A 15,090-nucleotide genomic window follows, 5' to 3' on the forward strand; every position below is an offset into this window, starting at 1 on the left:
TGTCGTGCTCCTGTTCAAACCAATTCCCTGGCATGCTAAAATGAGGCATGACAGGAGGATAGATCATGGTTGATAAGGCACTAATAGCAAAGCTTAGAGAGAAATACATGCAATGCCCGCCGGAAGGCATGTCGGCGGATGAAATCCGTGAGATGGACGATGAAGACCTTCTCGATATGGATTACTTTATGCACGAAGATGATGAATTCTTTGATGAGGTAGACTGATAATAACAATCAGCATACCTCCGCTTTGCGTGGCCCGGTCTTGCCGGGCCTTTTAATTCAAGGTTGCGCCGCCAAGGCGCAATTTCCTATTAAACAAAAAATACGGGAAGCGGCTTATTTAAACCATTTCCCGTATTTACCATTTAGTAGCGAGAGGGGGATTCGAACCCTCGACATTTTTTAATAATTCAATAATCGTCTCACTCATGGAATGAAAAATTTCCCTAAACACAAAAAAATAGTAACGATAAGTACATCAGCGCCGTTCAAACTTCTATCTCCCCCTCAATGAAACCCAATGTACTTTCGTTACGCTTTAGACATAGTATATACAACCATGTCAAGAAGTGCCACGTCTACATCATTATCTTCCATATAGTCTATTGCATCACTGCCTAAGAGAAATCCTCTGACCTCATCGAAAAAACCGGACTCTTCCATAAAAGAAACCGTAAGATCAAGGATCATATCCTCATCATCAACGCATATTGCTTTCACTGCCATCTCTCCCACACAGATTTTTAGTCTGATAAATGTCTATATTATTATACCGCAAATAGATATTTTTCCGTGTAAAAAAGAGAAATTTCTTACTTTTATCCTTTAACAAAATTCTTAAGCATCTGTTTTCCATCGGGAGTCATTATTGATTCAGGATGGAACTGAACTCCGTAAATAGGATAATCTTTATGCTTAACAGCCATAACCTCGCCGTCTACGGTTCTGGCAGTCACCACAAGCTCATCAGGAATTGTGTCTCCCGCTGCTGCAAGGGAATGATATCTTGCAACAGGAGCTGTTTCAGGACAGCCCTTGAACAAAGAACAGCTTAAGTCAAATTTTACCTCTGACTGTTTTCCATGCATCAGCTCCTTGGCATAGGTTACTGTCGCGCCGTAGGCCATGCATATGGCCTGGTGTCCAAGGCATACTCCAAGAGTAGGTATCTCCTTTGCAATAGTCTTTGCGACTTCAACAATAATACCTGCATCCTCAGGTCTTCCCGGCCCCGGTGAGAGGATGATTCTGTCGGGAGAAAGCTTTCGTATTTCTTCCACGGTCATCTCGTCGTTCCTGATAACCTTTATGTCAGGCTCTATCTCGCCGATGAGCTGATAGAGATTGTATGAAAAACTGTCATAATTATCTATAAGTAAGAGCATATGTTATCCTTTCTTGACCCTCATCCGTCAGCTACGCTGACACCTTCCCCCAGAGGGGGAAGGCATTTCTTTTTGCTTTCCCCCTCTGGGGTATACTTTTCTTTTGCTTTCCCCCTCCGGGGTATACTTTTCTTTTGCTTTCCCCCTATGGGGTATACTTTTCTTTTGCCTTCCCCCTTTGGGGGAAGGTGCCCGAAGGGCGGATGAGGGTGTTAGTCGATATCTTCAGATTCAAGAGCCTTAAGAGCCGCCTTGGCTTTGTTGAGGCACTCCTGATATTCCTTCTCCGGCACTGAATCCGCAACGATTCCTGCACCACTCCTAACGAAGACTTTGCCATTTTTCTTGTAAACAATTCTGATGGCAATACAGGTGTCCATGTTTCCTGAAAAATCGATATAGCCTATGGCGCCACCATAAATGCCGCGCTTGTTGTTTTCAAGTTCTCCGATTATCTGGCAAGCCCTGATCTTGGGTGCGCCGGAAAGTGTACCAGCAGGGAGCACTGATTCGATTGCGGAAAGTGCATCCTTATCATCCCTGATTTCTCCACGTACCGTTGAACCGATATGCATAACGTGTGAATATCGCTCTATTGAATGAAGCTTCTCCACTTCAACCGTGCCGAATTTGCTGATTTTTCCAAGATCATTTCGTCCAAGATCCACAAGCATGTTGTGCTCTGCAAGCTCTTTATCATCCGCAAGAAGTTCTTCCTCAAGGCGCTTATCCTCTTCCTCTGTCGCTCCTCTTGGCCTTGTACCAGCAAGCGGGAAGGTATGGAGTATTCCGTCCTGAAGCTTTACCAGAGTCTCAGGAGAAGCACCGGCAACCTCAACATCCGTGCCTGAGAAATAGAACATATAAGGCGAAGGATTTATAGTGCGCAGCACTCTGTAGGTATCAAAAAGGCTGCCCTCATAAGGTGCCGACAATCTGTTTGAAAGAACGATCTGAAAAATGTCTCCCTCGAAAATGTGGTGCTTGGCCTTTTCAACCATCTCGCAGAACTCTTCCTTCTCGAAAAGAGGTGTCACAGGTCCAAGGAGTTTTCCTGCAGGCTCTATCAGCTTCTCTCCGTTTTTCAAAAGATTGGATAGGCTCTTTAAATCCTCAACTGCCTTCTTATAGTTTTCCTCGGGGTTGTCTAATTTGATGTTTACTATAAGGATGATTTTCTGCTTCGTGTTGTCAAAAGCGATTACCTTATCAAAAAGCATGAGATCCATGTCCATAAAGGACTCTGTATCTTCAACGTTCATCTTTACTGTAGGCTCGCTATAGCCAAGAAAATCATAGGCAAAATATCCAACCATCCCTCCCGTAAATGTAGGAAGGTAAGAAATTCTGGGACTTTTGTACTCTGCAAGGATTCCGCGAAGATACTCGGAAGGATTTCCTTCCACGAATTTCTTCTTGCCCTTATCATCAGTTACTCTGATTTTGCCATCGATACATGTGATTTCCATCTTGGGCTCAAAGCCGAGAAAAGTGTATCTTCCCCAGTTTTCATCAGCCTTGGCGGACTCAAGCATGTAGCAGTGCTTTGATGCCTTTTTAAGGATTCTCACGGTCTCTATGGGAGTTGTAAAATCCGAAAGGATTTCACAGCTTACGGGAGCCACGTCATATTTTCCGGTACTTGCTATTTTTTGTATTTCTTGTAATTCAGGTAGTGTTTTCATAGTTTGCCCTCATCCGGCGCTTCGCGCCACCTTCTCCCGTGGGGAGAAGGCTTATATGCTCTTTATTTCTTGTTTTATGAGACAAAAGAACCGTCCCCTTGTCTTATCCTTGCCTTATGGGACAAAAGAACCGTCCCCTTGTCTTATCCTTGCCTTATGAGGCAAAAGAACCGTCCCCTTGTCTTATCCTTGCCTTATGAGACAAAAGAACCGTCCCCTTGTCTTATCCTTGCCTTATGAGACAATAGAACCGTCCCCTTGTCTTATCAGGAAGCCTTGTATGCGCTCTTCATGTTCTTTACAAATTCTCCCACATGGGAAGGTGCATCCTTTCCGTTCTCTGCGATGATGCGGACAATGGCTGAGCCGACAATTGCACCGTCTGATATCTCTGCCATCCGGGATGCCTGCTCGGGAGTTGAGATTCCAAAGCCCACTGCACAGGGAACGTCGGTGACCTTTCTTATCTTTTCCACAAGTTCCTTTACATTGGTGCTTATAGTGCTTCTTGTTCCAGTAACACCAAGGCTTGATACGATGTAAATAAAGCCCTTCGCCTGAGCTGCGATTGTAGCAATTCTGTCATCTGATGTGGGAGCTACCATTGAAATAAAGTCAATTCCATACTTTGCTGCCACTTCATCGAACTCTTCTTTTTCCTCAAAAGGGACGTCGGGAAGTATCACTCCATCCATACCGATCTTCTGACATTTTTCAAAGAATCTGTCCATACCATATGAAAAGATCACGTTGGCATAGGTCATGAAAACCATGGGTACGGTTATCTCACCGCGAACCTCCTCAACCATCTTGAAGATGTCATCGGTTGTAATCCCGTTCTTAAGTGCTCTGATGTTAGCGCCCTGAATTACCGGTCCCTCAGCTGTGGGATCTGAAAAAGGAATGCCAAGCTCTATGAGATCAGCGCCGTTTTTCTGAAGCTCTGAAAGGATTTTCTTCGTGGTCTCAAGGTCAGGGTCACCACAGGTTACAAAAGGTATGAAGGCCTTTTTATTATTGAATGCTTCTGCTATTTTACTCATGGATATCCTCCCCTCTGTATCTTGCGATTGCGGCGCAGTCCTTGTCGCCTCTTCCGGAAATTGTTATTACGATAATTTCATCCTTGCTCATAGTGGGCGCAATTTTCATTGCGTGAGCAACTGCGTGTGCAGACTCGATTGCAGGTATTATGCCCTCTGTCTTTGACAGGTATTCAAAGGCGTTAACTGCTTCATCATCTGTAACCGGCACGTACTGTGCTCTTCCAGTATCGTGAAGATTAGCATGCTCAGGTCCGATTCCAGGATAATCAAGTCCGGCGGAGATTGAATAAACGGGAGCGATCTGTCCGTATTCATCCTGACAGAAGTAGGACTTCATGCCGTGGAAAATTCCAAGCTTTCCGGTATTGATGGTGGCAGCTGTCTCGAAGGTATCTATGCCTCTTCCCGCTGCCTCACAGCCGATGAGCTTTACATCCTTATCTTCAATGAAGTTATAGAAGGTACCGATTGCATTGGAGCCGCCACCTACACAAGCCATGACAACATCAGGAAGTCTTCCCTCTTTTGCAAGGATCTGCTCCTTGATCTCCTTGGAGATAACAGACTGGAAGTCTCTCACTATAGTAGGAAAAGGATGAGGTCCCATTACCGAACCAAGGCAGTAATGTGTGTCATCAATTCTGGAAGTCCACTCTCTCATAGCCTCGGATACCGCATCCTTAAGTGTTGCTGTTCCGGATGTTACGGGAATAACCTCAGCTCCAAGAAGTCTCATTCTGTATACGTTAAGAGCCTGTCTCTTGGTATCCTCTTCACCCATGAAAACAACGCATTCCATTCCCATGAGAGCCGCTGCTGTTGCGGTTGCAACGCCGTGCTGACCTGCTCCTGTCTCGGCAATAAGTCTTGTCTTTCCCATCTTCTTTGCAAGAAGTGCCTGTCCAAGAACATTGTTTATCTTGTGAGAACCTGTGTGGTTAAGGTCTTCTCTCTTCAGATAGATTTTTGCTCCGCCAAGATCCTTGGTCATCTTCTCGGCGTAGTAGAGCCTTGAAGGTCTGCCTGCATATTCATCAAAAAGCTCCTTAAGCTCTCTATTGAACTCGGGATCGTTTTTGTAATGGTTGTAGGCTTTTTCCAGTTCAATTACTGCATTCATAAGAGTTTCGGGGATGTACTGTCCGCCGTGAACTCCGAATCTTCCGTTTTTGTTAGTCATGTTGTTTCTCCTTTTGTGCCCTCATCCGGCACTTCGTGCCACCTTCCCCCAAAGGGGGAAGGCTTTAAGAGTGCCTTACTGCCTCAATAATTTTCTTCATCTTCTCCTCATCCTTAATGCCGTCAGTCTCAATTCCCGAGCTGACATCGATGGCATAAGGCTTTACTACATTTACTGCTTCCTCAATATTTCCTGTGTTTATTCCACCTGCAAGGAAATATGGTCTATCAATCTTTTCAAGTATCTTCCAATTGAAGGCTGTTCCTGTTCCCTGGCCGGAATCAACGAGAACCATGTCGGCAGAGGATTCATTGATAGCTGTAAGCTGAGCTGCTATTCTCTCCTCTGTCGTTTTAACTTCCCCGTTTGATGAATCTACATTATCAGCTGTGCTTTTTATCTGAAAAGCTTTGATGATTTTTGCACCTGTGAGCTTTCTTAGCTGTCCAATATATTTCTCATCTTCATTTCCGTGAAGCTGTATTATGTCGATTACCTTGTTATTTGCAAGTTCTGCTATGAACTCAGGCTTTTCATCAACGAAAACTCCGACGGCTTTGATTGCAGGATCAAGTTTTTCCTTAAGCTGTTTTGCTGCTTCCGGGTCCACATTTCGTTTGCTCTTTTGCCAAAAGATGAAACCGATGTAGTCGGGGTGAAGTCTGTTTACTATGTCGATGTCTTCGGGTCTTTTCAGACCGCAGAATTTTGTTTTTATCATGGGACCCTCATCCGGCACTTCGTGCCACCTTCTCCCTAAAAGGGAGAAGGCTTTATTTTTTTATCCTCTCCTTCCTGGAGAAGGCTTTAACTTTTTTTATCCTCTCCTTCCTGGAGAAGGCTTTAACTTTTTATCCTCTTCATCTTGGAGAAGGCTTTAACTTTTTTGTCCTCTCCGTCTTGGAGAAGGCTTTAACTTTTTTGTCCTCTCCGTCTTGGAGAAGGCTTTAACTTTTTTGTCCTCTCCGTCTTGGAGAAGGCTTTAATTCTTAATTTTAGCTCTTCAATTCTGCAAGCATTGCCTTCTTGTCGGCAGCTCTCATAAGTGTCTCACCAACAAGAACTGCGTCCACCCCGTTTTCCCTAAGAGTTCTTACATCCTCAGCCGTTTTTATTCCGCTCTCTGAAACATAGATTACGTTTTCAGGGATAAGGCTTCTAAGTCTCATGCTGTTGGAAGTATCAACGGTGAAGTCCTTAAGGTTTCTGTTGTTAACTCCGATTATCCTTGCACCTACTTCAATTCCCATCTCGATTTCTTTTTCATCGTGGGCTTCCACAAGAGCAGATAATCCAAGGTCGTCGCAGATGTTTATGTACTCTCTGATACGCTCCTTTTCCAGGATAGAGCAGATAAGCAAAACTGCTGATGCTCCAAGGTTCTTTGCTTCAAAGATCATGTACTCATCTACTGTGAAGTCCTTTCTGATACAGGGTATCTTCACTGCTTCTGTGATCTCTTTAAGGTACTTATCACTTCCCAAAAACCACTTGGGTTCTGTGAGAACCGATATGGCATCTGCACCGGCTTTTTCATAGTCAAGAGCGATGTCCAGATATGGGAAATTCTCAGCGATAAGTCCCTTGGACGGTGATGCCTTTTTGCACTCACATATAAAAGATATTCCGTCTTTTTTTAATGCATTTTCAAAAGAGAAATCACCCTTTGGAAGACTCTCTGCCATGCTTCTTACTTCATTGAATGGAGTCTTCTTTTTTGCTTCCTCTACTCTGATTTTTGCATAAGCTGCAAGTTCGTCTAGTATTGTCATTGTTACCCTCATCCGTCAGCTTCGCTGACACCTTGTCTTCGCTCCGCTTCGGTCCGCGCAAAGCAATCGTCCACCGGACGATTTGCGCCCCTACCAGGGAGAAGGCTTTATTTTTCTTAGCTTATTGCTACTTTTTTCATTCACTTGAATTAACGATTACTTACTTCAATAAACTTCTCAAGTGTCTCGGTAGCTTTTCCTGAATCGATAAGTTCCTTTGCAAGTTCGATTCCTGCTGCAAAGCTGTCAGCTTTTCCTCCGATATAGAGTGATGCACCGGCGTTCATAAGAACTGCATCTCTCTTGGGCCCCTTAGCACCGTTTAAGATATCTCTTGTGATCTGAGCGTTCTCTTCGGGTGTGCCGCCCACAAGGTCTTCCTTTTTGCAGGTTGTAAGGCCGAAGTCCTCAGGCTTGATCATGTAGGTCTTGAACCATCCGTCCTTGATCTCGCAAACCTTGGTAGGTGCGCTAAGAGAAATCTCATCGAGCTTATCCATTCCGTAAACAACCATTCCTCTTTCAACGCCGAGACTTACAAGAACCTGTGCAAGGGGCTCAACAAGATATTCATCATATACACCAAGAAGCTGAATCTTGGGCGATCCGGGATTTGTGAGAGGTCCAAGGATATTGAAAACTGTTCTGAATCCAAGCTCTTTTCTGATGGCTCCGACATACTTCATTGAGGAGTGATACTTCTGAGCGAAGAAGAAGCACATGCCAACTTCCTTAAGAAGCTCTATGCACTTTTCAGGATCCTGCTGGATGTTTACACCAAGTGCCTCAAGGCAGTCTGCTGTTCCGCACTTTGAAGATGCTGCTCTGTTTCCGTGCTTTGCAACCTTCATGCCGCCTGCTGCCGCAACCAGTGCAGATGTTGTTGAGATGTTGAAGCTGTGCGCGTTGTCTCCGCCTGTTCCAACGATCTCGAAGATGTCCATTCCTGTATCAACCTTAGTTGCATGATCTCTCATTGCTGCTGCGCAGCCTGCGATTTCCTCTGTTGTCTCTGCTCTTGCGCTCTTAGTTGAGAGTGCTGACAAAAATGCAGCGTTCTGGGTGGGTGTTGTCTCGCCGCCCATAATCTCGTTCATTACTGAGTATGCCTCATCATATGTGAGATCCTCTTTGCTTACAATTTTCACAATCGCTTCTTTAATCATTCCTTTTTCCTCCTTTTTCCTTAGTCCGGTATCAGATAAATATAAATAAATTTCTCGCTCTGGTTGCTTACGCAAAATCGCTCGAAATTCACTTATATTCATCTGATACCTGGGCTATTCAACAATGTAAATTTTGAAAACTCAGGTTCATGATAATACAAGTTTTTAGCTGACATGCTTATTCAGTTTCCTGGTAATACAAGGTTTTTGCCAAGTAAATTAAATAAAAAAGTCCCTGACAGAAATAACATTTCTGTCAAGGACGAATAATCTACTATCCGCGGTGCCACCTTGAATTCATAGCTATGTGCTACGCGCTTATCAGGATACTAACATACCCCTGGCAACTAACGTATGCCTTACGTTGCAGAATACTAAGTCGATTTTCTATCGCACTTTTCACTGCACCCTCAGCGGTCCATTTGATAACTTGTTTCTCATCCGGCTCTCACCACCCCGGACTCTCTGTGAAGGCATCATTACCTTTATCTCCGCTTCAACGGTTTAAAGTATTAACTTGTTATAAAGTTTACTGTGTGCCTAAAAGATTGTCAACAACTTTTTATAAAAATCAGGATTTTCTATGACAGGTTATTCATCAAGATACGCTTTGTCAAAATGCTTGCCAATTGCTTCTTCTGTTTTGTATGATGCCTCATTAGTATATTTCTATCTCAATTGATTGTAAAATCTGTTGTAACTTCTAATATATTTTCACTATTGTTCAATATAGTCACGAGCCTTTCATTCAAATCCGGATTGTTATCTCTATAGTCAACCTCCCCAAATTCACATCTGACAGGGAAAGCAAGTCGTTCTTCCTCAATGCATAATTCCGCATGTACATTTTCTTTATTCAAACTTGCATCAAGCCTTATCCACTTATTTTTAATGAATACAAAATTTAATGCATGGATAATATATCCTTCACTATCATCATTGTCTACACCTTTCAACAACTGATAGCTTATTCCCGCTAGTATTCCGTTTGCTCTTAATAGTGCAACTAAAAGGCATGATTTTTCCAACAAATGCCTGTTTTATACTCCAACTCTTCACTAGCCTTCTGAGAAACTATAGTTAATTGAATATCCCAGAAATACGGAATGCCCTCTATTCATCTTTCTGATAATGAATAAGCGTTTGTATACCCTGATAACCAATTCTCTTATAGAATTCACTTCCACCACCTGTCATTTGCTGTGCACCGAGGGGACGAAGTAGCTCATCATGCCTTGATAGCGCTGCGGCAGCTAACCCTTTGCGCTGGTGCCCGGGTACCGTGCAAAGTGGCTCCATATATGCAAGATGATTTTCAGGAACCCACCACATACCTGAGAAGCAGACGTACTCCTCATTTTCATCAGCAATAATAACGTTATATTCATATGTTGAATGCGGTGATGGAGCTATGGTAGCTCCAAGCACGTTCTGGTAAAGCTCGTGCGGACTAGCTCCACCATTTTTCGTAGGCTTCTCCCAATCCACAAATGGTCCAAGTTCCTTACTGTTAAAGCCCTCCCACAGGCACCTTGCAACCTTAAGTGGATCAGCCTTTACAGGATCAACAAAGTGATAGCCCTCTGGTAGCGAAAAGCTAAGCTTACCCTTACTAAAGTCAAAAACACATGTGACTTCTTCATAAACTGGCTTATACCCGCGCTTTAAAACTTCTTCTATAAGAGCCTTTTGTCCAGAGAGTAACAGCATTTCCTGAGACTCAGAAAACTTCGGAAATGCGCTCCTTGCATACTCAATCATATCTCCTGCCAAAGCTTCGTATCCAGGTCTTAGTACATAGTTAATACCTGTAACCGAATCTTCATAGTAAACAAATGCCACTGGCGTATCACCATCAAGCCAGATTCGGTTTAATCTCAAATAATCCCAATCTGTCCATGGAGAAGTCACAGCATACTCAAAAAAAGGTGCAGCATTTCCATTTGTCCTCTCGTGGTTATATACATCTGTCATCAGCTTCCAGACAAGATTTATATCTGTCAGAACCTGAAACTGCTTTGTAGTTATATGGTTATCTGTCCTTGTTTCGCTCATTTTTTCATATCTCCTCAATTTCTGTTATTCCTGTACTACGAAAATTGTCGATCAAACAAGCTTACGGCATACCGGTTCAAAAAAAATTATTGATAATACACATCCGAGATAGGACATCTATTCGTATATCCCGATTTCATCTCGTGAATAATAACTGTATTTGGCTCTTCTATAAATACTGCCTCGTCATATTGTTTTTCTCTGGCATATTCAATATCATCCTCATTCTCTTCCGATTTGGCAACGACTACTAGACTTTTCGCTTTTTTTAGATCTATGACAAGTAGATTTTCTTATCAGTTCATCATCAAATTAAGTCTATATCACTTGCCTTTTCCCCATATTTTGATCTTTGACAAGTAATTTTACACATTAGGTTCTATAAAGTCTACTAGATTTTCCCCCTTCTTCTGCCCTTTGTCCAGTAATATACCTCAATAAAAACAGAGCCAGGTAAATTTCACTGATTTCACCTGGCTCTGCACAGATTAGGTAAGTATAAAATACAGTTCACTTCTTCTACTTATCCCATGATTACTTTCACATCCTGCTCCGGATCAAGCAGCTCACACTCCACCTGAATATCTCCATTCATAGTAACTGTTATCTCGCCGCCTTGTCGCACAGCACTTACCCTTACCTTTTTCTTGCCTGTGATATCAGGAATAAAGGTCTCTGCACTATCCCCATCCTCGAAATGAGAAAGATAAAGCGTTGTGCCCTCAAGGTAATCATAATCCGGCTTTTCATCGCAGCTACCCATAGCGAGAATTGAAGCAGGGCGAACCATAAGCGGAAGTCCGAAGTAGTCAAACTTCTGGTGAATCCATCTGTTTCCATCCACCACTTCCCTGCTTATAAGATTTATCCATTTTCCCTTTGGCAGATAGTAATCAACCTCTCCGCTCTCCTTGAAAATCGGTGCAACGAGGAGGCTATCGCCAAGCATATACTGTCTGTCACAGGTCTCGGCACCCTTATCTCCCGGGAATCCCAATACCATTGGACGAAGTACAGGTCTTCCCTCCTCATGTGAGCGCACAGCCTGAGCGTATAGGTAAGGCATGAGCTTGCATTTTAATTTTGTAAAATGAGCCACCACATCGCAGGCCTCATCATCGAAGAGCCATGGTACACGATATGATGATGAACCGTGAAGTCTGCTGTGCGTGCTAAGTAGTCCGAAGGCACACCACCTCTTATAAATGTCTGCCGGCGCAGTCTGCTCAAAGCCGCTTATATCATGACTCCAGAAGCCAAAGCCGCAGCATGAAAGTGACAGGCCGCCCCTAAGTGTCTCTGCCATTGAAGGATAAGTTGCTGAGCAGTCGCCACCCCAATGAGCGGGGAACTGCTGTCCACCTGCTGTTGCTGATCTTGCAAAAAGGACAGCCTCACCCTCTCCGCGCTTTTCCTTAAGAAGCTCAAACACGCACCTGTTGTAAAGGAAAGTGTAATAGTTATGCATTTTCACAGGGTCTGAGCCATCAAAATACATAATATCTTTCACAGGAATTCTCTCGCCAAAGTCTGTCTTGAAGCAGTCAACTCCCATATCAAGAAGGACTTCCAGCTTACTCCTATACCACTTGCAGGCATCGGGATTTGTGAAATCTACAATGCCCATTCCGGGCTGCCAGAGATCTGTCTGCCACACACTTCCATCAATTTTTGTAATGAGATAGCCTTCCTCCTTCGCCTCCGCAAAGAGCTCTGAAAGCTGCGAAATATAAGGATTTATCCATACACAGATTTTCAGTCCCTTCTTGTGATATCGCTCGATCATCCCCCTTGGATCTGCAAAGGTCTTTTTATCCCATTCGAAATTGCACCACTTGAACATATCCATCCAGTAGCAATCAAAATGGAAAACATGAAGGGGAATATTCCTCTGCGCCATCCCATCAATAAAGTGGCTTGTGGTCTCTTCATCATAATTCGTTGTAAAGGATGTGGTAAGCCAAAGTCCAAAGGACCACGCCGGAGGAAGGGCAGGCTTTCCTGTAAGATCGGTGTATCTCTCCACAGCCTTCATTGGATCAGCGCCTGAGATAACATAATATCCCAGCCTCTCACCTTCACATGAAAACTGCACTCTCTCGACCTTCTCACTGGCAATTTCAAAGGAGACATCACCTTCATTATCAACGAGCACGCCGTAGCCCTTATTGGATAAGTAAAATGGAATGTTTTTATATGTGATCTCGCTGGCTGTTCCGCCGTCCTCATTCCACATATCTACACCCTGACCGTTCTTCACAAAGGGTGTAAAGCGCTCGCCAAGACCATAGATGTATTCATCGATATCAAGAGCAAGCTGCTCCACCATATAGCACTTACCTGTATCTCTGTTTGCCATATGAGCCATGTTCCTATAGCCTGTGTCTGTGAGTTTTTTATCACCATGGAAAAAGCTGATATTCCACTCATGCTTTGAGATTACAGCCTTGAGATTACCCGCTTTGTAAATAAGCTCATCCTCGTTCTCTGTGATATCAATATTTCTCTCGCCTTCATTTACATGAATGTATGGTCCTTTATCCACCTCGCCGTCAAAATGAACGAGTTCCACCTTGATGACATCATCCATGGGACTTGATAATCTCACGGTGAGAACTCCGATGTTCAGAGCAGCACCTCTGCCAAAAATATGTGTGCTTGGCGCATATATCTCCAGAGTTTTATCGATTATTCTGTGGCTGTGATATTCCACCGCATACATAGGGGTGATCTCGTCTCTCATAAGCCAGTATCCGTTAGTAAATTTCATAAGTCCTCCTGCGTCTTTATACGCCTACATCTCTGCCTGCCTTTATAAATACAGGGATGTCCGAAAGTGTTGTCTTACAGTCAAAGGTTGTATTTCCATCAAGGATTTCTCCGGTTTCAAGGCATCTCCAGGGACCCTCCGGCAGATAGACCTTTCTACTCTCCGTATGCTCATAGAGAACCGGGCATACAAGCACGTCAGGTCCGAACATGTACTCATCCTCTATTTCCCATGCCTTTTCATCCTCAGGAAAATCGTAGAACAGGGGCCTCATAACAGGTGTCCCTTTCTCATGGGCGTCCTTCATAAGGCTTCTGATATAGGGTCTCATCTTTTCTCTTATGCCAATATATTTCTTGCAGATTTCCTCGATTTTCTTACCATATGACCATATCTCATTCTCAGCGCCGCTGATGCACTTTCCGCCGCCGTGATCACTAAGAGGTTCCTTGAAGGGTTCTCTGTAACCGTGAAGTCTGAATACAGGACAGAAGGCTCCAAAGGCAAACCATCTTGCAAAGCATTCCTTAAAGGCTTCATCGTTAATATTTCCGCCGTGGAATCCACCGATGTCAGTTGTCCACCAGGGTATTCCCGCTATGCCCATGTTAAGACCTGCAGCAAGCTGGTTACGAAGTGCTCTGAAGGATGAATCGATATCTCCTGACCATACAAGTGCACCATATTTTTGTGAGCCTGCCCAGGCACATCTAAGAAGATTTACAATATTCTCCTGACCCTCAGCGGTCATTCCCTCGTAAGCCATTTTTGCGTACTCTCTCGGATAAATATTACCGATTTCCATATCTGCTCCGAGATGGTATCTGAAATTGAAAAATCTGTAGCCCGTATATTCAGGCTCAGCCTCATCGAGCCAGAAAATGTTTATGCCCTTTTCATAATAATTCTTCTTCATTTTATCCCACACAAATGCTCTGGTATCGGGATTTGTCACATCGATAAAACAAGCGTTGCCAAGCTGTCCTATGCGCTTGCCATATTCTGATCTTACAAGTAGTCCAAGCTCCTCCATCTCTTTGTAGTTTTCGCTACTCTCTTCAACTGTGGGCCATATGGATACCATAAGCTTCATGCCATAGGAGGAGAGCTCTTTCACCATTGCTTCGGGATCAGGCCAGTACTCGTTATCGAATTTCCAATCGCCCTGATTAGGCCAGTGAAAATAATCGACTACAATGACATCCACATGAATGCCCATCTCATGATATTTTCTTGCTACCTCCAGAATCTCATCCTGAGTCTGGTATCGCAATTTACACTGCCAAAAGCCCATGCCATACTCAGGCATCATGGGAACCTTGCCCACAACATTTGCATAGGACTCCTCAATCTCCGCGGGTGTGTCCCCGGCAGTTATCCAGTAATCAATCTGAGCTGCTGATTCTGCTGTCCATTCAGTTACATTTTTTCCGAAGGTTACGCTTCCTATGGCAGGATTATTCCATAGAAATCCGTAATTTTTATTAGATATATAAAAAGGAACGCTTGCCTGTGAATTCCTGTGAGCAAGCTCTATTATGCAGCCCTTCAGGTCAAGATACGGTTGCTGATATTGTCCCATTCCATATATCTTTTCGCCCTGCGAAGCCTCAAATCTTAGTGTTGTTTTGAAGTTACTTGTGCCCATAACGGGCTCGTACATTCTTGGGTCTATTTCCAAGGCACTGTTAAACTCACCAACGATATTTTCGCGGAATCTGTTCCTGTCATACTCCTCTAAAAGCAGCTCGCCTTTATCATTGAAAAACTTGAGCTTCCCGGTAGGCAAAATTTCACAGGTGATCTTACCGTTTGTGATAGTACCGCTGTCTTCACTTATTTTTACTATTCCCTTTGCGCCCCTATTATCATCAAGAGCCGCATAGTCTTCTTTCAAAAAGCCTGCTCTACAGGTCGCTCTTACTCTTAGGGCATTCTCTCCCCAGGCTTCAATTTGCAGATACTCCCCGTCACTTCTCCGAAGTAGCATTCCATCCTTTTCTCTTATCATTATGTCATCCTCCAA

General features: G+C 43.7%; 13 protein-coding genes and 1 other annotated feature. Of the genes, 1 reads left to right on the plus strand and 12 read right to left on the minus strand.

Annotated features, from left to right (window positions below; all coding sequences use genetic code 11):
• The first annotated feature begins 65 nt into the window (after positions 1-65).
• Positions 66-227, plus strand: a complete 162-nt coding sequence (locus G586_RS26545; RefSeq protein ID WP_196809816.1) for a hypothetical protein — start codon at positions 66-68, stop codon at positions 225-227.
• Positions 228-536: 309 nt separating this feature from the next.
• On the opposite strand, the gene G586_RS0107565 is transcribed toward G586_RS26545, so the two are convergent.
• The 12 genes from G586_RS0107565 to G586_RS0107620 form a co-directional block, all read right to left on the minus strand.
• Complete coding sequence (locus G586_RS0107565; RefSeq protein ID WP_196811558.1) at positions 537-725, minus strand: hypothetical protein; 189 nt, start codon at positions 723-725, stop codon at positions 537-539.
• A gap of 98 nt (positions 726-823) precedes the next feature.
• Complete coding sequence (locus G586_RS0107570; RefSeq protein ID WP_026527265.1) at positions 824-1,390, minus strand: anthranilate synthase component II; 567 nt, start codon at positions 1,388-1,390, stop codon at positions 824-826.
• Positions 1,391-1,602: 212 nt separating this feature from the next.
• Positions 1,603-3,075, minus strand: coding sequence for an anthranilate synthase component I (trpE, locus tag G586_RS0107575; protein WP_026527266.1), 1,473 nt, complete (start codon positions 3,073-3,075; stop codon positions 1,603-1,605).
• Between the two features lie 266 nt (positions 3,076-3,341).
• Complete coding sequence (gene trpA / locus G586_RS0107580) at positions 3,342-4,118, minus strand: tryptophan synthase subunit alpha (RefSeq protein WP_026527267.1); 777 nt, start codon at positions 4,116-4,118, stop codon at positions 3,342-3,344.
• Positions 4,111-5,301 (minus strand): tryptophan synthase subunit beta, encoded by a 1,191-nt coding sequence (gene trpB, locus G586_RS0107585; RefSeq protein WP_026527268.1) that lies wholly within the window; start codon positions 5,299-5,301, stop codon positions 4,111-4,113. The genes trpA and trpB overlap by 8 nt, the downstream gene beginning before the upstream one ends.
• Positions 5,302-5,365: 64 nt before the next feature.
• Complete coding sequence (locus G586_RS0107590; RefSeq protein ID WP_026527269.1) at positions 5,366-6,022, minus strand: phosphoribosylanthranilate isomerase; 657 nt, start codon at positions 6,020-6,022, stop codon at positions 5,366-5,368.
• 274 nt (positions 6,023-6,296) lie between these two features.
• The gene (gene trpC, locus G586_RS0107595) at positions 6,297-7,073 is read right to left on the minus strand and encodes an indole-3-glycerol phosphate synthase TrpC (RefSeq protein ID WP_026527270.1); all 777 of its coding nucleotides are present in this window, start codon (positions 7,071-7,073) and stop codon (positions 6,297-6,299) included.
• Between the two features lie 149 nt (positions 7,074-7,222).
• Positions 7,223-8,239 carry an anthranilate phosphoribosyltransferase gene (gene trpD / locus G586_RS0107600; RefSeq protein ID WP_026527271.1) on the minus strand — a complete coding sequence of 339 codons (1,017 nt, stop codon included), beginning with the start codon at positions 8,237-8,239 and terminating at the stop codon, positions 7,223-7,225.
• Between the two features lie 255 nt (positions 8,240-8,494).
• Positions 8,495-8,748, minus strand: a binding site (T-box leader).
• A 165-nt stretch (positions 8,749-8,913) separates the two neighbouring features.
• Positions 8,914-9,270 (minus strand): transglutaminase domain-containing protein, encoded by a 357-nt coding sequence (locus G586_RS22155; protein ID WP_196811559.1) that lies wholly within the window; start codon positions 9,268-9,270, stop codon positions 8,914-8,916.
• Positions 9,271-9,352: 82 nt separating this feature from the next.
• Positions 9,353-10,294, minus strand: a complete 942-nt coding sequence (locus tag G586_RS24790; RefSeq protein WP_026527272.1) for a GNAT family N-acetyltransferase — start codon at positions 10,292-10,294, stop codon at positions 9,353-9,355.
• Positions 10,295-10,817: 523 nt separating this feature from the next.
• Positions 10,818-13,064, minus strand: a complete 2,247-nt coding sequence (gene yicI, locus G586_RS0107615; RefSeq protein ID WP_026527273.1) for an alpha-xylosidase — start codon at positions 13,062-13,064, stop codon at positions 10,818-10,820.
• Positions 13,065-13,080: 16 nt separating this feature from the next.
• Positions 13,081-15,075 carry a glycoside hydrolase family 31 protein gene (locus G586_RS0107620; RefSeq protein WP_051204637.1) on the minus strand — a complete coding sequence of 665 codons (1,995 nt, stop codon included), beginning with the start codon at positions 15,073-15,075 and terminating at the stop codon, positions 13,081-13,083.
• Positions 15,076-15,090 lie beyond the last annotated feature (15 nt).

Source organism: Butyrivibrio sp. VCD2006 (assembly GCF_000423925.1).
In the GTDB taxonomy this organism is placed as follows: Bacteria; Bacillota; Clostridia; order Lachnospirales; family Lachnospiraceae; genus Butyrivibrio.

Coding starts and splice junctions, on each gene's coding strand:
- G586_RS26545 (WP_196809816.1), top strand. CDS start 66: ATGGTTGATAAGGCACTAATAGCAAAGCTTAGAGAGAAATACATGCAA.
- G586_RS0107570 (WP_026527265.1), bottom strand. CDS start 1,390: ATGCTCTTACTTATAGATAATTATGACAGTTTTTCATACAATCTCTAT.
- trpE (WP_026527266.1), bottom strand. CDS start 3,075: ATGAAAACACTACCTGAATTACAAGAAATACAAAAAATAGCAAGTACC.
- trpA (WP_026527267.1), bottom strand. CDS start 4,118: ATGAGTAAAATAGCAGAAGCATTCAATAATAAAAAGGCCTTCATACCT.
- trpB (WP_026527268.1), bottom strand. CDS start 5,301: ATGACTAACAAAAACGGAAGATTCGGAGTTCACGGCGGACAGTACATC.
- G586_RS0107590 (WP_026527269.1), bottom strand. CDS start 6,022: ATGATAAAAACAAAATTCTGCGGTCTGAAAAGACCCGAAGACATCGAC.
- trpC (WP_026527270.1), bottom strand. CDS start 7,073: ATGACAATACTAGACGAACTTGCAGCTTATGCAAAAATCAGAGTAGAG.
- trpD (WP_026527271.1), bottom strand. CDS start 8,239: ATGATTAAAGAAGCGATTGTGAAAATTGTAAGCAAAGAGGATCTCACA.
- G586_RS24790 (WP_026527272.1), bottom strand. CDS start 10,294: ATGAGCGAAACAAGGACAGATAACCATATAACTACAAAGCAGTTTCAG.
- yicI (WP_026527273.1), bottom strand. CDS start 13,064: ATGAAATTTACTAACGGATACTGGCTTATGAGAGACGAGATCACCCCT.
- G586_RS0107620 (WP_051204637.1), bottom strand. CDS start 15,075: ATGATAAGAGAAAAGGATGGAATGCTACTTCGGAGAAGTGACGGGGAG.